The 15,443-nt window shown below is 61.7% G+C and carries 17 protein-coding genes; 8 read left to right on the forward strand and 9 right to left on the reverse strand.

The features are described from left to right. Nucleotides 1–398: 398 nt before the first annotated feature. Entirely contained in the window at nt 399–1,250 is an 852-nt protein-coding gene (locus ACKAMS_RS10435; protein ID WP_408988988.1) for a PHP domain-containing protein, read from the forward strand. 73 nt (nt 1,251–1,323) lie between these two features. Continuing rightward, on the forward strand, nt 1,324–1,536 hold the full coding sequence (locus tag ACKAMS_RS10440) for a hypothetical protein (RefSeq protein ID WP_021346022.1): 213 nt from the start codon (nt 1,324–1,326) through the stop codon (nt 1,534–1,536). A gap of 8 nt (nt 1,537–1,544) precedes the next feature. Here ACKAMS_RS10440 and ACKAMS_RS10445 read toward each other — a convergent pair whose 3' ends face one another. Continuing rightward, complete coding sequence (locus ACKAMS_RS10445; RefSeq protein WP_021333286.1) at nt 1,545–2,072, reverse strand: CinA family protein; 528 nt, start codon at nt 2,070–2,072, stop codon at nt 1,545–1,547. A gap of 77 nt (nt 2,073–2,149) precedes the next feature. Next, a complete protein-coding gene (locus ACKAMS_RS10450) occupies nt 2,150–3,298 on the reverse strand; it encodes a glutamate--cysteine ligase (protein ID WP_408988989.1) in 1,149 nt (382 codons plus the stop codon). A gap of 181 nt (nt 3,299–3,479) precedes the next feature. On the opposite strand from ACKAMS_RS10450, the gene ACKAMS_RS10455 reads away from it, so the two are divergent. Next, entirely contained in the window at nt 3,480–3,764 is a 285-nt protein-coding gene (locus tag ACKAMS_RS10455) for a hypothetical protein (RefSeq protein WP_037120632.1), read from the forward strand. A 57-nt stretch (nt 3,765–3,821) separates the two neighbouring features. Here ACKAMS_RS10455 and ACKAMS_RS10460 read toward each other — a convergent pair whose 3' ends face one another. The 4 genes from ACKAMS_RS10460 to ACKAMS_RS10475 form a co-directional block, all read right to left on the reverse strand. Next, a complete protein-coding gene (locus ACKAMS_RS10460; protein ID WP_019745956.1) occupies nt 3,822–4,091 on the reverse strand; it encodes a Rho termination factor N-terminal domain-containing protein in 270 nt (89 codons plus the stop codon). A 104-nt stretch (nt 4,092–4,195) separates the two neighbouring features. Continuing rightward, nucleotides 4,196–6,364 (reverse strand): catalase, encoded by a 2,169-nt coding sequence (locus tag ACKAMS_RS10465; protein WP_029537226.1) that lies wholly within the window; start codon nt 6,362–6,364, stop codon nt 4,196–4,198. Nucleotides 6,365–6,507: 143 nt separating this feature from the next. Beyond that, nucleotides 6,508–6,744 (reverse strand): CsbD family protein, encoded by a 237-nt coding sequence (locus tag ACKAMS_RS10470; RefSeq protein ID WP_029537228.1) that lies wholly within the window; start codon nt 6,742–6,744, stop codon nt 6,508–6,510. Between the two features lie 177 nt (nt 6,745–6,921). After that, nucleotides 6,922–7,386, reverse strand: a complete 465-nt coding sequence (locus ACKAMS_RS10475) for a hypothetical protein (RefSeq protein ID WP_408988990.1) — start codon at nt 7,384–7,386, stop codon at nt 6,922–6,924. 273 nt (nt 7,387–7,659) lie between these two features. Here ACKAMS_RS10475 and helR point away from each other — a divergent pair, with 273 nt between their 5' ends. Beyond that, nucleotides 7,660–9,882: an RNA polymerase recycling motor ATPase HelR gene (gene helR / locus ACKAMS_RS10480; protein ID WP_408988991.1), complete on the forward strand. Its 2,223-nt coding sequence runs from the start codon at nt 7,660–7,662 to the stop codon at nt 9,880–9,882. On the opposite strand, the gene ACKAMS_RS10485 is transcribed toward helR, so the two are convergent. After that, entirely contained in the window at nt 9,844–10,605 is a 762-nt protein-coding gene (locus ACKAMS_RS10485) for an IclR family transcriptional regulator (RefSeq protein WP_020909647.1), read from the reverse strand. The genes helR and ACKAMS_RS10485 overlap by 39 nt on opposite strands. 69 nt (nt 10,606–10,674) lie before the next feature. On the opposite strand from ACKAMS_RS10485, the gene ACKAMS_RS10490 reads away from it, so the two are divergent. The 4 genes from ACKAMS_RS10490 to ACKAMS_RS10505 all read left to right on the forward strand — a co-directional run bounded on the left by ACKAMS_RS10490 (nt 10,675) and on the right by ACKAMS_RS10505 (nt 14,160). Then, nucleotides 10,675–11,502 (forward strand): 2-keto-4-pentenoate hydratase, encoded by an 828-nt coding sequence (locus ACKAMS_RS10490; RefSeq protein ID WP_029256641.1) that lies wholly within the window; start codon nt 10,675–10,677, stop codon nt 11,500–11,502. Continuing rightward, nucleotides 11,499–12,443, forward strand: a complete 945-nt coding sequence (locus ACKAMS_RS10495) for an acetaldehyde dehydrogenase (acetylating) (protein ID WP_020909649.1) — start codon at nt 11,499–11,501, stop codon at nt 12,441–12,443. Before ACKAMS_RS10490 ends, ACKAMS_RS10495 begins: the two co-directional genes overlap by 4 nt. Then, entirely contained in the window at nt 12,440–13,468 is a 1,029-nt protein-coding gene (gene dmpG, locus ACKAMS_RS10500; RefSeq protein WP_020971280.1) for a 4-hydroxy-2-oxovalerate aldolase, read from the forward strand. Before ACKAMS_RS10495 ends, dmpG begins: the two co-directional genes overlap by 4 nt. Before the next feature lie 230 nt (nt 13,469–13,698). Then, nucleotides 13,699–14,160, forward strand: a complete 462-nt coding sequence (locus tag ACKAMS_RS10505) for a DUF6389 family protein (RefSeq protein WP_408988992.1) — start codon at nt 13,699–13,701, stop codon at nt 14,158–14,160. A 33-nt stretch (nt 14,161–14,193) separates the two neighbouring features. Here ACKAMS_RS10505 and ACKAMS_RS10510 read toward each other — a convergent pair whose 3' ends face one another. Both ACKAMS_RS10510 and ACKAMS_RS10515 read right to left on the reverse strand, forming a co-directional pair. After that, nucleotides 14,194–14,688 (reverse strand): DinB family protein, encoded by a 495-nt coding sequence (locus ACKAMS_RS10510; RefSeq protein WP_047889414.1) that lies wholly within the window; start codon nt 14,686–14,688, stop codon nt 14,194–14,196. Nucleotides 14,689–14,820: 132 nt separating this feature from the next. After that, on the reverse strand, nt 14,821–15,315 hold the full coding sequence (locus tag ACKAMS_RS10515) for a hypothetical protein (RefSeq protein WP_408988993.1): 495 nt from the start codon (nt 15,313–15,315) through the stop codon (nt 14,821–14,823). Between the last annotated feature and the right edge of the window lie 128 nt (nt 15,316–15,443).

Raw genomic sequence — 15,443 nt, forward strand, 5'->3', positions numbered from 1 at the left:
ACGATGCATTCCTAATTCCGACTGCCACCCGAATCGATATTCCGTCTCCCGACATGAGCATCGGTATTTGGATTGCATCCTAGATGACCCCACCGACAGGATTCCGTCCTTCTCGGTTTGCACTCTCTGAAGTCCAAATGGAACGCGCGATCCGTCCCGACGAACCCTAGGTTTTCTACGGCCATACCTGTTCCCCCTGCAACAAACTCGCGAAACAACCTCTCGAGGCAACTAGCGAGACATGTCGACGAGTGTGCTGTGTCGACGGCGCATGAAGGTAGCAACAAGCCCTTCTGGGTAGGCCTCAACTCCCTGCCCACGTTGCCGCGAGGAGTTCGATTCCTCGGCCAAACCAAAAAGGTTTGAACTGATATCTCCTGAGCTGGTACGAACTGAACATGCAACTACCCGCGGACAGTCATGTTCACAGCGAGTGGTCGTGGGATACCGGCGGGCCACAGTCCGACGCTTCCGGGCGAATGCAACAGACTTGCGCACGTGCCGAAGCAATCGGATTGCCCGCCTTGGTGTTCACCGAGCATCTCGACTTCGATGCTCGGTGGCGCACAACCGCCGCAGATCTGATGTCCCATCAACATCACCTGCTGAGCACCGACGGCTACGTCCGCGCACCCATCCTCGACCTCGACGGCTATCTCGACAGCATCGAACGATGTCGACACAGTTTTCCTGAATTGCGGATTCTCACCGGAGTCGAGTTCGGACAACCGCACCTGCACGAAGCGCAGGCGTCGCACCTCCTTGATCTCGGTGTCATCGACCGGGTATTGGGTTCCTTGCACACGCTCGAAGTCGGCGACGATCGGAGTGAACCGAACACCCTGTTTCGAAAGTGGGGCGCCGACGAAGTGATGTGGACTTACCTCGAAGAGATCCCGCGTATGGTGGCTGGCTCTCAGACCTTCGAGGTGTTCACCCATATCGACTACGCAGTGCGTGCATGGCCGACCGAAATCGCCGGACCTTTCGATCCCCGCCGATTCGAGGACGGATTCCGAAATGCGATGCGCGCTATCGCCGAAAGCGGTCGGGCGCTCGAGATGAACACCCGTCGACTGTGGTCCTGGATACCCCAGTGGTGGAGCGAAGAGGGAGGCAAAGCGGTGACATTCGGAAGCGATGCCCATGTGCCCGAGGCTCTGGCGGCGAACTTCCCGGAAGCGACAGCGATGCTCGAACACTACGGATTCCGTTCAGGTCGAAGGCCCGAAGATTACTGGACCCGCTGACCTTCTGTTCTCCTGGCCGACATTTCCGTGAGCAAAGGTTGTCGGAGGCGGATCTACCCGCAATAGTCGATGTATGGATCGGTACAAGATCACGATGCCCGACGGCTCCTCGACCGAGGAACCTTTCGACTCCGACAAGCAAGCAATCGCGTGCGCCGTGGATGCCAATCGAGGCGTCAGCAAGCACCTTGTAGTCGAGAAATACACGGCCGACGGCCGTCTGATTCCTACTGCTCAGGCTCCTGCGAAACACAAGGGACATCACAAGAATCGTTCGAACAGTTGAATTCTCGACTACACCACGCCTATCGAGCTTGGTGTGCGACGACCGGACGCGTGACGCAAAAGTAGACCGATCGCATGCTCGACGGTCGCCCCCAGGACAGCTTCGGGGTCACCTGAGAAAACCTGCTTCTCTGTTTCAGCGGTCCCATGATCGACGACTCCGAACCACACAGTTCCCGGTGGGACGTTCTCCTGGGTATCCGGACCGGCTTCGCCGGTGACGGCCAGTGCCAACGTCGCGCCGAACAGTGTGGCAGTGCTGTGTGCCATGACCCGAGCAGCGTCCTCGCAGACGACTGGGCCGTCAGGAACATGAAGAACGGAATGCTTGACCGCTCGGGTATATGCGACGATCCCGCCACAAAACCAGGAACCGGCGCTCGGCGCCTTTCCTAGATGTGCGGCGATGTTCCCGGCGGTCAACGATTCCGCCGTCGCCACCGACAGACCGTGTTCCTCTACTACTGCGGCCAACTGCCTGCACATATCGTCGAGATCCTTGTCCGACGCAAGCTCGGGTCGTGGATCGCCATTCATATGTTGCTCCTCCTGCTGTCCGATCGGTGACCTCGATAAGAAATTGGAAGTCTTGGAATGCCAATTCCAACCGTGCCCTACAGCTCACTGCCACCTTGTGAACTGCACCCTTCGAAAGTGCGTCGGGCGCACTCGTCGATCACATCGGCCACCCGTGACCGGCGCGCGAGTTGCCGGCGCTGCATGATCGCTCCGTTTCCGTTGCTGAAGACCTTGTCCAAGGAAGCCGTGACCTGCTCGAACTCTCCGAATGCGGTCAGAGCAGGTTCGACATGATCCACCAATCGCCGAACCGCCTGATGTGCAGTCAGCAAGCGCACGGATTCCACGTCCAGCGATCTGCCGTCGAGTCCGTCACGTGCTGCACGCCAGGAAGCCGCGCGGAGTAGCTCCTGATCGACGGCAGGCGCAACCTCACCTTTGGTGATCGCAGCGGATGCGGTGCCGACGAGTGCCTGCACCAGTGTGGCCAGAGTCATCGTCTCCTCCACGGTGGCGGGCACGTCGCTGATCCGAATCTCCACGGTGGGAAGGTGATCCGACATGCGCACGTCCCAATAGACCATGTGCGGATCGAGAATGACCCCTGTCTCCAGCATCGCTGCAACAGCATCCTCGTAGTGCCCCACGGACTCGAAGAAGGGCGGCGGACCCGAACTGGGCCATCTGCCGAACAGAACGTAACGCCAACTCGCATAACCGGTATCGCGTCCCCCGCTGATCGGGGAGTTCGCCGTCAATGCCAACAAAGTTGGTAACCATGGACGCAGATGATTGATGATCTGGACTGATCGTTCTCGATCTTCGACACCCACGTGAATGTGGCAACCGCACATCACACCTTCGGTGATTGCACCGAATTGACCGGCCATCCGTTGGTACCGCGACTTCTGCGTGATCTCGTCGACCGGTGGATCGTAGAAAGGCGTTCCGACAGCGATGAGTTGACATCCCACGCGGGCAGCGGCATCGGCGGTGAGGGCACGAGACTCACAGAGTTGGTCACGAAGGTCACGAATGTGGCTGCCGATCGAAGTGGAAGTCTCCACCTGACAACGTGTGAGTTCGAGTTGCAACGAGATACCGAGTTCTCGCCCGGCAGCAGCAACCTCGGAGTTGCGCAGACTGGGACGCCCAGTCTGCGGATCGCAGAGCAAAAACTCCTCCTCGACACCGAGAGTCGGTGTACCTACCGAGAATAGGTCAGGAGTCGGCTTCCCATTCATAGGCCTTCCTCGCACCGGTTTTCCTCCACACCCGATACTTCGAGCGTACGGCTTTCTCCGCACTTCGGCACTACTCCATCTGTTTCATTCACCCATCGATCGGGTAGTTGCCCTGTGAACCGACGACGAGCGAAGAATCGCAAGTCTTCATGAGCGAAGGACGGAGTGCGCCGTGACCAACATGAGCGGGAGTTCACCGGTAGATGACGAACATACCAATCGATCGCACGTCGGGGAGGCAATCAGCGACGGGCGCAACTATCCCGGATACCTGCTGATCGGGCTGGGTCTGGCAACACTCGGATTGACCTTGGTGGCAGCAGGTTACGGATTTCGCGGATGGGCAGTCATCGCCGGCGCGGTGTGCGTCGTGTCCTTCGTCGTCGGAACACTGGCCATCTTGATGGAACACCGTCGGGTCAAGCGACTGGAAGGTCAGGAACTCTTCGATCAAGAAGGGCACTGAACCGAACGCTCGAGTTGTATTCTGCACAAGCAGAATACAACTCGAGCAGAATCCGGCTCAGTGATCGCGGAGTTTCTCGATCAGCTCACCCTTGTTCAGTTTCGAGTACCCGTGCAGATCGAGTTCCTTGGCGCGTTTCTTCAGATCGTCGACCGTCCACTCCTCGTACGGCGAAGATTGTCCGCCGGACTTGGCGACAGTCGACCGCCCTAGATTGGCGGCCGCATTGGAGATTCGAGCCGCCTTCTCCTTGGGATCGCCCTTCTCACGTAGCTCTTCGTAGAGTTCTTGATCCTTGAGTTGAGGTTGTGAGTCCTTGCGAGCCACTGTTTCGTCCCTTCACTCGTCTTCACTCCGACGGTGTGGCCGAACTTGCGGTGTGGCCGAGTTGGCAGTTCGGCCACACCGCAAGTTCGAACGTACGCCGGCACTCAGGATGTGGGCGGCACCTCGAAACGCCCCCACACGCGGTGTGTCTTCAGAAGCTGAGCGAGTGAGGCGAGGGCTCCTTCCGCGTCAGCATCGACGACGACTCCCAATGCAGACTCGTCGATACCGGCGGCAGCCAGCGCACTCATGCTCTCACCCCAACCGCCAATTGCCTTGCTGTGACGATACATTTCGTTCAGCAGTGTCTCCACCCGTGGATCCAACTTGCCCTCGCCGATCCGAGAAACGTCGCCGCTCAGCAGGATTGCATCGAATTCGATCGAACGAGCCGTGAGGTACGTTCGCTGCACCGTCACCGCGTCGTCACCGTCCCCGATGGTTCCGCCGTGCGGGCCGAGGATCAGCGGCACCATGCCGGCGTCGAAGATCTTGTCTCGAATGGCAACCACGGTGTCGAGATCGGAGTTCTCGTCGACCAGTAGCGCGATGATCCTTCCGTCGACGGGCCATTCCGCGCCAACCTGAGACAGTGCAGGGCTGAGCTCCGGATCGCTCAACGGCTCCGTCGGTTCGGGAACCGGAAGGCCAAGCCCCCCTGCGACGATCGACACGAGACCCGCGTCGATGTTCGCCAAGATGCCCAGATTCCGGGTCTTGATGTTCTCCTCGTAGCACTTGCCCAATTCGAAGGTATACGCCTGCGCAACGTGCTCCTGTTCGACAGGGGAGAGACTGCGATAGAAGAGTCGAGCTTGCGAGAAGTGATCGTCGAACGATGCCGGCGCCTGCCTCACCTTTCGCCCTGAAACTTCCTCGGGCACCTCGATATAGGCCGCGCTGTCCGCCGAGGCCATGAACGGGCACCCACCGTCCAACGAATTGGGATGGTACGGCGCGACTCCGGTATGCACACCGTCCTGATGGAAGCCGTCGCGAAGCATGTCGTTGACAGGCGCGTGAGGACGGTTGATCGGAATCTGGTCGAAGTTGGGGCCACCGAGTCGCGTGATCTGGGTGTCGAGGTACGAGAACAAACGCGCCTGCAAGAGACGATCGTTGGTGATGTCGACACCCGGAACCAAGTGACCCGGGTGGAATGCGACCTGCTCGGTCTCGGCGAAAAAGTTCGTCGGATTGGCGTCGAGTGTCATCGTTCCGATGACCTGAACCGGCGCGAGTTCTTCGGGCACGATCTTGGTGGGATCCAATAGATCTATGCCTTCGAACATTTCGTCTTCGGTATCAGGGAACACCTGCACGCCCAGATCCCAGGACGGATATGCGCCCGCCTCGATGGCGTCGGCAAGATCGCGTCGATGGAAATCCGGATCCACACCGCCGGCGATCTGCGCTTCCTCCCACACGAGTGAATGCACTCCGGCGGCCGGCTTCCAGTGGAATTTCACCAGATTCGTCTCGCCGTCGGCATTCACGAGCCTGAACGTGTGAATGCCGAAGCCTTCCATCATGCGATAGGAGCGCGGGATGCCTCGATCGGACATGTTCCACAATGTGTGCGCGGTGGCTTCGGTGTGCAGCGACACGAAATCCCAGAACGTGTCGTGCGCGCTCTGCGCCTGCGGAATCTCCCGGTCCGGGTGGGGTTTCGCGGCATGGATGATGTCTGGGAACTTGATTCCGTCCTGGATGAAGAACACCGGGATGTTGTTGCCCACCAAATCGAATACACCTTCGTCGGTGTAGAACTTGGTGGCGAAGCCGCGTGTGTCTCGGACGGTATCCGCCGAACCGCGTGAACCCAGAACTGTCGAGAAGCGTACGAATACCGGGGTTCTGGCACCTGAAGCGAACAACGAGGCTTTACAGATGTTTTCGGCTGCGCCATTCGCCAGGAACGTGCCGTGCGCGGCCGCCCCGCGGGCGTGGACGACACGCTCCGGAATTCGCTCGTGATCGAAGTGTGTGATCTTCTCACGCAGATGGTGATCCTGCAGAAGAGTCGGGCCCCGCTCGCCGGCGGTCAGTGAGTGGTCGGTCTCGTAAAGCCGTGTACCGGTGGCGGTGGTGAGGTACTCCCCCCGCTGGCCACGTCCATTTCCCTTCACCTTCTCTTCGGCACCCGCGACGGTACGCACCTCCGGCTGCCGCTGGTCGTCCTTGGGCGGCAACGGCTGTCGGGGCTTGACCGGTTCTTTCAGGTCCGGCGCTTTCGGGGCCGGTGCACCTGGGACGGACTGAGATGAAGGCATCGAACAGCTCCTCTTGATCGTCATGCTGGGCGCACGAATCTTGTTACGCCCTAAGTAAGTAGAGATTTCAAACTGAACGCGGAGCCACGACTCACCCTCGGGCTGGGATCAATCCCAGGCCGAGGGTGACGAGTGCGTCAGGGCTATTGCTCGGACTTCTGTCGCGCTTCGTCTGCGGCCGCATCGGCGCGAGCCTTCTCGGCTTCCGCCTCTTTCTTCGCGACTTCTCGCTGGCTTTCGGCCTTGTCCTGCTGGGCGCGGCCCTCTCGGGTCAAACTGTCGTTTCCGGAAACCGCACCAACGGCTTCCTTGGCCTTACCCTTGACGTCCTCTACGACGCCTTTGATTCCCTCGCTGGGACCGCTCTTGTCATCTGGCACGTTGACCCTCCAATACGTTTCGGATTCTCGCTCAGGGCTCCCACACAGGCAGGACTCCCACACAGAAGGCCCTACCCCGTCGAAAATCGCATAAACATCCGTGCACCGACCAGGCGCAGACCATGACTCGTCGTAGCCGAACGACGAGGTCGTTCCTCGAGTAACGATCAACCGTTCTCAGAAACTGTTTACCGGGCACAGGAATTGGCGGGACTCGTTCCAGAAGGGGAAGAGATCGGTGGTGGTTGCCGTGGGGTGGTCGATCTCGGCGAGAGTGTAGAAATCGAGAATCGTCCGACCAGCTGCGGCGCTGACCTCGCATGCTTGCAAGCTCAGCTTTGCCTCCGCCACGAAGCCGATGCTGCGGGCGAAGGGACCGAGAGTTCCCGCATTGACGAAACTGTCGAGGTCTTGTCCCCACTGGTTGTAGTCCGACTGCAAAGCGAAGCTGCACGTTTCGCCGAACAACTCGCTGCAGGTGGTCGGCTTTCCGCCGATCGTGTGCACCGTATCGGCAAGCTCGTGTGAGGTGCCTTCGCGCGGAGATCCGGAAAGGAAAAGCAAGATGGCAACGGCCAAGGCAACCACCAGAAGGATGCTTGCGGCCGTTGCCAGTATCGCCTTCACAATCCCTCGATCCACGTAAGTTCATGAGGGCAACCGATTTTGGAGCACCGGCCACTAGATTTGTACCCGTGGCGTTCAGGGTCCAAACATCGACCAGGCTGGGAGCCGTACGTCAGTCTGGGGGGGATCTGTTACAGGGACTGCGAGGGAGGATCAACACTCCCTTCCATTATCAATATATATCCCACTGGGGGCCTTGCGGCAAGGCCCGGGTAGTGCCGCAGAATGGCTCTTCCGATCCCGCACGACCGACTACGGGATCGGAACAGCCAGCGGAAGTGAGGGCACGTGCCAACCCAGGGATACGAAGAAGAACTGCGTTCCGAGCGGAACTATGTGGAGGGGCTCTACGCACGCCTCGATGCGGAGCGCGCCCGAGTCAAAGGCAGGTACAACACCGCTCTGCGCGGAAATGGCGAAGCACTCGTGGAACGCGACGCCGAGGTGCGCGCGCTTGCCAAAGAGGTGAAAAGGCTGGACGTAGCCGACAACGGACTGTGTTTCGGCCGGTTGGACTCGCTGTCGGGCGAGACCTCCTACATCGGCCGGATCGGCCTTCTCGATGCGGACAACGACTACGAACCGGTGCTGCTCGATTGGCGGGCGCCGGCGTCTCGCGCGTTCTACGTTGCCACTGCTGCCAACCCGGAGAACATGCGTCGACGCCGTCAGTTCCGCACCCGGAGTCGACGCGTGGTCGATTTCACCGACGAGGTACTCGGGCGCCCCGACGGCGTAGAACACGACACGCACAGCGATTCCGCCCTGCTCGCGGCAGTCAACGCACCCCGCGGCGAGGGAATGCGGGACATCGTGGCAACCATCCAGGCCGAACAGGACGACATCGTCCGACTCGAACACCCCGGGGTGCTGGTGATCGAAGGTGGCCCAGGTACCGGGAAAACCGTCGTCGCCTTGCACCGCGTCGCCTACCTGCTCTACACCCAACGAGAGCGGATGGAACGTCACGGCGTTCTCGTGGTCGGGCCGAACCCGGCGTTCCTGAACCACATCGGCCGCGTACTGCCCTCGCTGGGCGAGTCCGACGTGGTGTTCATGACCACCGGTGATCTCGTTCCCGGTCTACGCGTCACCGCCGAGGACACTCCGGAGGCCGCTGGGCTCAAAGGTTCGCTGAAGATCCTGGACGTTCTCGGCGCAGCGATTGCCGATCACCAACGATTGCCCGAGAACCCACTGATGATCGAATTGGCGGACGTCACGGTGCGGATCGACCCCGAAACCGCGGAGTGGGCCCGAGAAGAAGCCCGTTCGAGCAGACTCCCCCACAACGACGCACGCACTGTGTTCACCGAAATCCTCACCTGGGCGCTGACCGAACGGGCGATAGCGCGGATCGGCAAGGGGTGGTTGACACGCAGTGACCGTGAAGCCTGGGAGCAAGTGCGGACGGACCTGACCGCAGAGCTGGTGGAAAACAGCGCATTTACGGCGGCGCTCGACACGCTCTGGCCGATCCTGACTCCGAAAGAGCTACTGACACAGCTGTTTACTTCTCCCGCGCGACTACGCGCGGCAGGCGCGGACGAGAAGCTGCTTCGCCAGGACGGTGACGCCTGGACTGTCTCGGACGTTCCGTTACTCGACGAGTTGGTGGACATGCTCGGCCGGGACAAGCCCGTCGACCAGAGTGCCGAACGTGAACGCCGCGACGAAGCCGCGTATGCAGCGGGCGTGCTGGACATGATGATCAGCCGCGAGGATCTGATGGACGACGAGGATCACCTTCTCGCCCAGGACATGCTGTACGCCGAGGACCTGGCGGATCGTTTCGTCGAACGCGATACCCGGGAACTCGCCGAACGCGCTGCTGCTGACCGAGACTGGACGTACCGGCATATCGTGGTCGACGAAGCCCAAGAGCTGTCCGAGATGGACTGGCGAGTCCTGATGCGCCGCTGCCCGGACCGATCTTTCACGGTGGTAGGTGATCTCGCGCAACGACGTTCACCCGCAGGTGCCCGCTCGTGGGCGACGATGATGGAGCCGTACGTTCCCGGCCGCTGGATCTACCGATCCCTGTCGGTGAACTATCGCACCCCCGCCGAGATCATGAGCGTCGCCGCCGCCCTGCTCTCCGAGTTCGCGCCGGACGTGCAGCCACCCGAGTCCGTCCGCGCCTGCGGGATCGCGCCGTGGTCCAGACGAATCTCCGCCGACGAACTAGCCTCCGCCATCGACGAATTCAATCAGGACGAGGCCGGGCGCGAAGGTACGAGCATCGTCATCGGACCTGCGGATGTGCCGGGCGCTGTGCCTGTTTCGGAAACGAAGGGGCTGGAGTTCGATGCCGTGCTCGTCGTGGAACCGGAGCGAATCATCGCCGACGGCCCACGCGGCGCGTCGGAACTCTATGTCGCCCTCACCCGCGCAACCCAACGTCTCGGCGTCTTACACGAGGGGCCTTTGCCGCAGGCCTTGACCGGGCTCGTCCAGGCCGGGACGGCCACATCACCGCAATCGTTCGCGGCGAGCGATGGTGCTGTGTAGGCCTTCGGCAGCGGCGCGAACGTAAGGCACTTGGCTCTCGGGAACGAAGCGACTGGTGGGACCGGTGACACTGATGGCGGCGACGGGTTTGTCGTTGGTCCCGAATACCGGCGCCGCAACGCACGCGAGACCCGGCGCTGATTCCTCGCGCTCGAACGCAATACCGGTCTCGACCACTCGGTTCAGTTGGGTATTGAGAATGCCGGGCGCAACGATCGTGTGCGGGGTGCGTCTGGTCATCGGTTCCGACAACACTTCGCGACGAAATTCGTTGTCGGAGAAAGCCAGGAGCGCCTTGCCGATTGCGGTGCAATACAGCGGTATCCGGCCACCGGTCCGGGACGGCGAGTTGGCTTGCCGGTGTCCGCCGATTTTCGCGACGTATACGACGTCGTGGCCGTCGCGGACCCCCAGGTGAACTGTCTCGTGGGTCCGCTCGTACAAGTCTTGGAGGAAAGGCATCGCCATTTCCAGGAGGCTGCGTTCGAGGGAGGCGAGCATGCCGAGTTCGAAGAGGCCGCCGCTGAGCCGGTAGCCACCGTCGATTCGGTCGAGTAAACGGTTCGCGACCAGTTCGTTGGCCAGGCGGTGCACCGTTGCCTTGTGCAGTCCGGTCCGTTGGACCAGGGTGGCGAGAGGCAACACGTGGTCGTCAGCCCGGAAGGCACGCAGGATCGTCACCGCCTTGCCGAGCACGGTGTCGAGGTTTGCGCCGCCAGTCACCTGCCCAGCGTATCGCTGAGTGAGACAGTTCCCTGGCGCAATCTCGGCGCCACGGCGAAAGTAATGGCCATGAGCCAGCCCACGAATACCAGTACAGCGAGCGAGACGGACATCTCAGCTGCTGCTGACCGCCTCGCAGCCGCCATCGCGAGCGGTACTCCCTGCGCACCGGTGCGCGATCTGATCGGCGCCGACGACCTCGTCGCTGCCTACGCTGTCCAGCGCCGCGTCGATGAAATCCGTCGGCAGGCGGGTGCCGTCGTCGTAGGCCGCAAGATCGGCCTGACCTCGGTGGCAGTCCAGCAACAGCTGGGCGTCGACCAACCCGACCTCGGCGTTCTGTACGCCGACATGGAGTTCCCCGCCGGCGGCACCATCCCCATGAGTCGTTTGATCCAGCCCAAGGTCGAAGCGGAAGTTGCCTTCGTGCTCGGTGCCGACCTCGTGGACGGACCGCTGGACAGTGCGCAGGTGCGCGAAGCGATCGACTACTCCGTCGCAGCGATCGAGATCTGTGACAGCCGCATCGCGTCGTGGGACATCAAATTCGGTGACACCGTCGCCGACAATGCGTCCTCGGGCGTGTACGTCCTGGGAACCGAACGCCGCACCCTCGACGAGGTGGAACCCGCCGGCGTCGTCATGTCGATGTCCGTCGACGGCACCGAGGTGTCCACCGGCGTCGGAACCGCTTGCCTGGGCGATCCGATCGAAGCAGTCGTCTGGCTCGCCCGCACGGCACGCGAGTTGGGGCAGCCGCTGACGGCAGGCCAGGTGATCCTGTCCGGCGCACTCGGCCCCATGGCACCGGTCACCGCAGGCAACGAAGTCACCGTGACCGTCTCCGGGTTCGGTTCCGTCACCACCAGTTTTTCCAGCGAAGAGGACAACGCATGAGCAAGGTCAAGGTCGCGATCATCGGATCGGGCAACATCGGCACGGATCTGATGATCAAGGTGCTGCGCAACTCCGACTACCTGGAGATGGGCGCGATGGTCGGCATCGACCCGGCGTCGGACGGCCTCGCCCGCGCAGCGCGTCTGAACGTGCCGATCACGGCTGAAGGTGTCGAGGGTTTGATCGGTCTGCCGAACTTCGACGAGATCGAGATCGTCTTCGACGCCACCTCGGCAAAGGCTCACGTCGCCAACAACGCGCGGCTGGCTCCCCTCGGCAAGCGCATGATCGACCTGACGCCTGCCGCCATCGGCCCGTACGTCGTGCCGGCCGTCAACGCCGACGAGCACCTGGACGCACCCAACGTCAACATGGTGACGTGTGGTGGCCAGGCCACGATCCCGATGGTTGCGGCTGTTTCTCGGGTCGTCCCGGTGGCGTATGCGGAGATCGTCGCGTCCATCGCCTCCAAGTCCGCCGGTCCCGGAACGCGCGCCAACATCGACGAGTTCACCGAGACCACATCCGAGGCGATCGTGGCAGTCGGCGGCGCCCGCCGCGGCAAGGCCATCATCATCCTCAACCCCGCCGAGCCGCCGCTCATCATGCGCGACACGGTGTTCTGCCTCGTCGACGCCCCGGACCCGGCTGTTCACGAGGAGATCCGTCAGTCCATCGAGAAGATGGTCGGCGACGTCTCCGCCTATGTTCCGGGCTACCGCCTCAAGCAGGAAGTCCAGATCACCGAGATCCCGGCCGACCAGCCCGTCGAGACGTTGCTCGTCGACGGCAATCGCCCCACCCATCAGGTGTCGGTGTTCCTCGAGGTCGAGGGTGCTGCACACTACCTGCCCGCGTACGCCGGCAATCTCGACATCATGACGTCCGCCGGAATGCAGATCGCGGAGCGCATCGCCCAGCAGAAGGAAGCAACCAAGTGAGCAACCGCAAGATCTTCGTCCAGGACGTCACCCTTCGCGACGGCATGCACGCTGTCCGCCACCGCATTTCACCCACCGACGTCAAGCGGATCGTCACAGCTCTCGATGCTGCCGGCGTCGACGCGATCGAAGTTGCACACGGTGACGGCCTCGCCGGCGGCTCGCTCAACTACGGCCCCGGCTCGAACACCGACTGGGAATGGATCGAAGCAGCGGCCGAGGTACTCGAGCACGCTCGTCTCACCACGCTGCTGCTTCCGGGTGTCGGCACGATCAGTGAACTCAAGCATGCTTACGACCTCGGTGTTCGCTCGGTTCGCGTTGCCACGCACTGCACCGAGGCCGACGTCTCCGCGCAGCACATCGAAACCGCCCGCGAGATCGGCATGGACGTCTCGGGCTTCCTGATGATGAGCCACATGGCGCCGGCCGAAGAACTGGCGAAGCAGGCCAAGCTGATGGAGTCGTACGGCGCGCACTGCGTCTACGTCACCGACTCGGGTGGACGTCTGGTGATGAACGACGTCGCGGATCGTGTTCGCGCATACCGCGACATCCTCGACGACGGCACCGAAATCGGTATCCACGCGCATGAGAACCTGTCGCTCTCGGTTGCCAATTCCGTTGTCGCAGTGCAGAACGGCGTCACCCGCGTCGATGCTTCGCTTGCCGGTCACGGTGCCGGCGCCGGTAACTGCCCCCTCGAAGCCTTCATCGCCGTCGCGAACATCGAGGAGTGGGAGCACGGCTGCGACCTGTTCGCCTTGCAGGATGCCGCCGACGACATCGTCCGTCCGCTGCAGGATCGGCCAGTTCGCGTCGATCGCGAGACCCTCACGCTCGGCTATGCAGGCGTGTACTCGAGCTTCCTGCGCCACGCCGAGGCCGCTTCGGAGCGCTACGGAATCGACGTTCGCACACTGCTTCTCGAAGCCGGCCGCCGCCGTCTGGTGGGTGGTCAAGAGGACATGATCGTCGACATCGCGCTCACCCTCGCAGCGCAGGCGACAAAAGAAGCTGTCTGACGCGCTGCCGAGTTCGCTGATACCCGAGTCCCGCTCCCGTCTCCGGACGGGGGCGGGACTTGCCATTTCGGCCGAGAGAGCCCACCGACACGGCACTCGAAAAGCTGGCAAAGTTCGTCGCACGACATCTCTGACGCTCAGAGTAGAAACTTCTCCGCTACAGACGAATTCAGGAAACCAGCTTCATCGATGCAAGACCTGCAGGGTGATACCTTCGATAGGCTGAGCTCGTGGAACCTACCGAATACCGTGACGAATTGAGATCTGTCCTCGATACCGCGTCGGGGGTAGTGAGCGATCGACTGGCTGCGATCCACAACGCGGCAACCCCGCGCACCGAAGGGATCGTCATCGACGTCTCGCTCGACCAAGACGGCGAGGGAACATTCGGCGTCTGGGCACGATACGAGGGTCCCGACGCATTCAGTCTGAATCAGCAGATCGGTGACGAGAGAGAGCTATTCGGCGCGATCTGGGGCGAGGAGGGCTGGGAACCGCCGGTTCCGCATCGACCGCGAAAGTGGTCACGTGTGGAACTCGAGAAAGTGGTCGTCGGTGTCGTGGTCAAATGGATCGACGGGCTCATTCCCTCGACCGCCACCGAACTACCCTGGGAAGTAACGACTCCCGACGGAACTGTCGACGCTGTACTCGTGGGCCCAGAGATCAGCCGTGGACATTCGCCTCGGTGAAAGCGCGGAAGCATCGGCGAACACGTTGCAGCGTCAGCGTCCGGTCGAACCGTCGATCAATTCGCGGAGGATGTCAGCGTGCCCGGCATGGCGTCCGGTCTCTTCGATCATGTGCACGAGCGCCCAGCGGACACTGGGAGCGGGTCGTTTCGCCCCCGGTCGCGGGATGGGCGCGGCAAGATCTGTGCATCCGTCGAGAACTGCGTTGGCGCGCTCGACCGTCTCGCGATAGCGACTGACGACACCGTCCACGCTGTCTTCCGATGACGGTTGAAACGTCGCTTTCCAATCCGTCACGTTTTCTGCAAGGAACATCGATCGTTCGACAAAGGTCAGATGATTGGCCAGCCCGAGCAAGGTTGTTCCCGACGGAACAATTGTGTTGCGCACCTGAGGTTCCGGAGCACCTTCGACCTTGGCGGCAATCGAATCACGGAGGTAGTCGAGAAACGCTCGTAGTGTGGCTGCCTCGCTATTCCCTGTCCGGGGTGGTGGGGCATCTCGGCGGCTGCGACGCGACGTTGCCATGGTCATTCTCCTTCCTCGGCGAAGAACGATGAAGAGGCTTCATTCCTGGATGGGCAGAACCGATCCTTCCGAACTCACTCCGATCCCGCATCAAATTTTGCCGTTACAGCAAAGACAACTTGGTTGCCGGTGTCAGCGTGCCGAGTTCAGGTCGCGCACAAGTTGGGGTCTCCGCCACTTGCCGACCTCGAACGGCCAACGCCGAAGTGGATAAGCGAGACGGGCCACGAAGTAGTTGACGTACTCGACGACGCCGAAAACCCACACCGCCACGACGCCCACCGCCACGCCGGAGTGATCTGGTAACCAGATGACAACGCCGAGAAGAGCTATCGCCAACAAGAGAACATCGAGAACCCGAAACACGCGGTAAAGCGCTGCGAGGCGGGCCGGCATCGACTCCAACTCGACCCGGCCCCGCGCAAGCAGCCAATAGACACCTGCTTGCACGAGGATCACAAGCAGTGGGGCCAGCGCCGCCCACAACGCCGCGGAGTCTTGCGAACCTTCGAGCCGGGGCATCACGACACCGACCGCCACAGCGGCAAATACGGCCGCTGCCGCCAGTTCGCCGAGGCCGAGGCTCAGGTACCTGCGTCTCAAACTCTGTCGCCGTTGATCCACCACGTAAGAACCCTATCCGTTGATCACCATAGCTTGCCACGTGGTGGTCGGGCCGATTCTGCAGCGCGAGTGAGGAATACACTTCATCTCGACTTCGATCTCGAGCACCATAAGGCAGGTGGATCATCCTG

The sequence above is a fragment of the Rhodococcus sp. 5A-K4 genome (assembly GCF_046097995.1).
GTDB classification, from domain to species: domain Bacteria; phylum Actinomycetota; class Actinomycetes; order Mycobacteriales; family Mycobacteriaceae; genus Rhodococcus_F; species Rhodococcus_F erythropolis.

Coding starts and splice junctions, on each gene's coding strand:
- ACKAMS_RS10455 (WP_037120632.1), top strand. CDS start 3,480: ATGAGCGGGAGTTCACCGGTAGATGACGAACATACCAATCGATCGCAC.
- ACKAMS_RS10445 (WP_021333286.1), bottom strand. CDS start 2,072: ATGAATGGCGATCCACGACCCGAGCTTGCGTCGGACAAGGATCTCGAC.
- ACKAMS_RS10510 (WP_047889414.1), bottom strand. CDS start 14,688: ATGGCAACGTCGCGTCGCAGCCGCCGAGATGCCCCACCACCCCGGACA.
- ACKAMS_RS10440 (WP_021346022.1), top strand. CDS start 1,324: ATGGATCGGTACAAGATCACGATGCCCGACGGCTCCTCGACCGAGGAA.
- ACKAMS_RS10435 (WP_408988988.1), top strand. CDS start 399: ATGCAACTACCCGCGGACAGTCATGTTCACAGCGAGTGGTCGTGGGAT.
- ACKAMS_RS10495 (WP_020909649.1), top strand. CDS start 11,499: ATGAGCAAGGTCAAGGTCGCGATCATCGGATCGGGCAACATCGGCACG.
- ACKAMS_RS10465 (WP_029537226.1), bottom strand. CDS start 6,364: ATGCCTTCATCTCAGTCCGTCCCAGGTGCACCGGCCCCGAAAGCGCCG.
- ACKAMS_RS10450 (WP_408988989.1), bottom strand. CDS start 3,298: ATGAATGGGAAGCCGACTCCTGACCTATTCTCGGTAGGTACACCGACT.
- ACKAMS_RS10490 (WP_029256641.1), top strand. CDS start 10,675: ATGAGCCAGCCCACGAATACCAGTACAGCGAGCGAGACGGACATCTCA.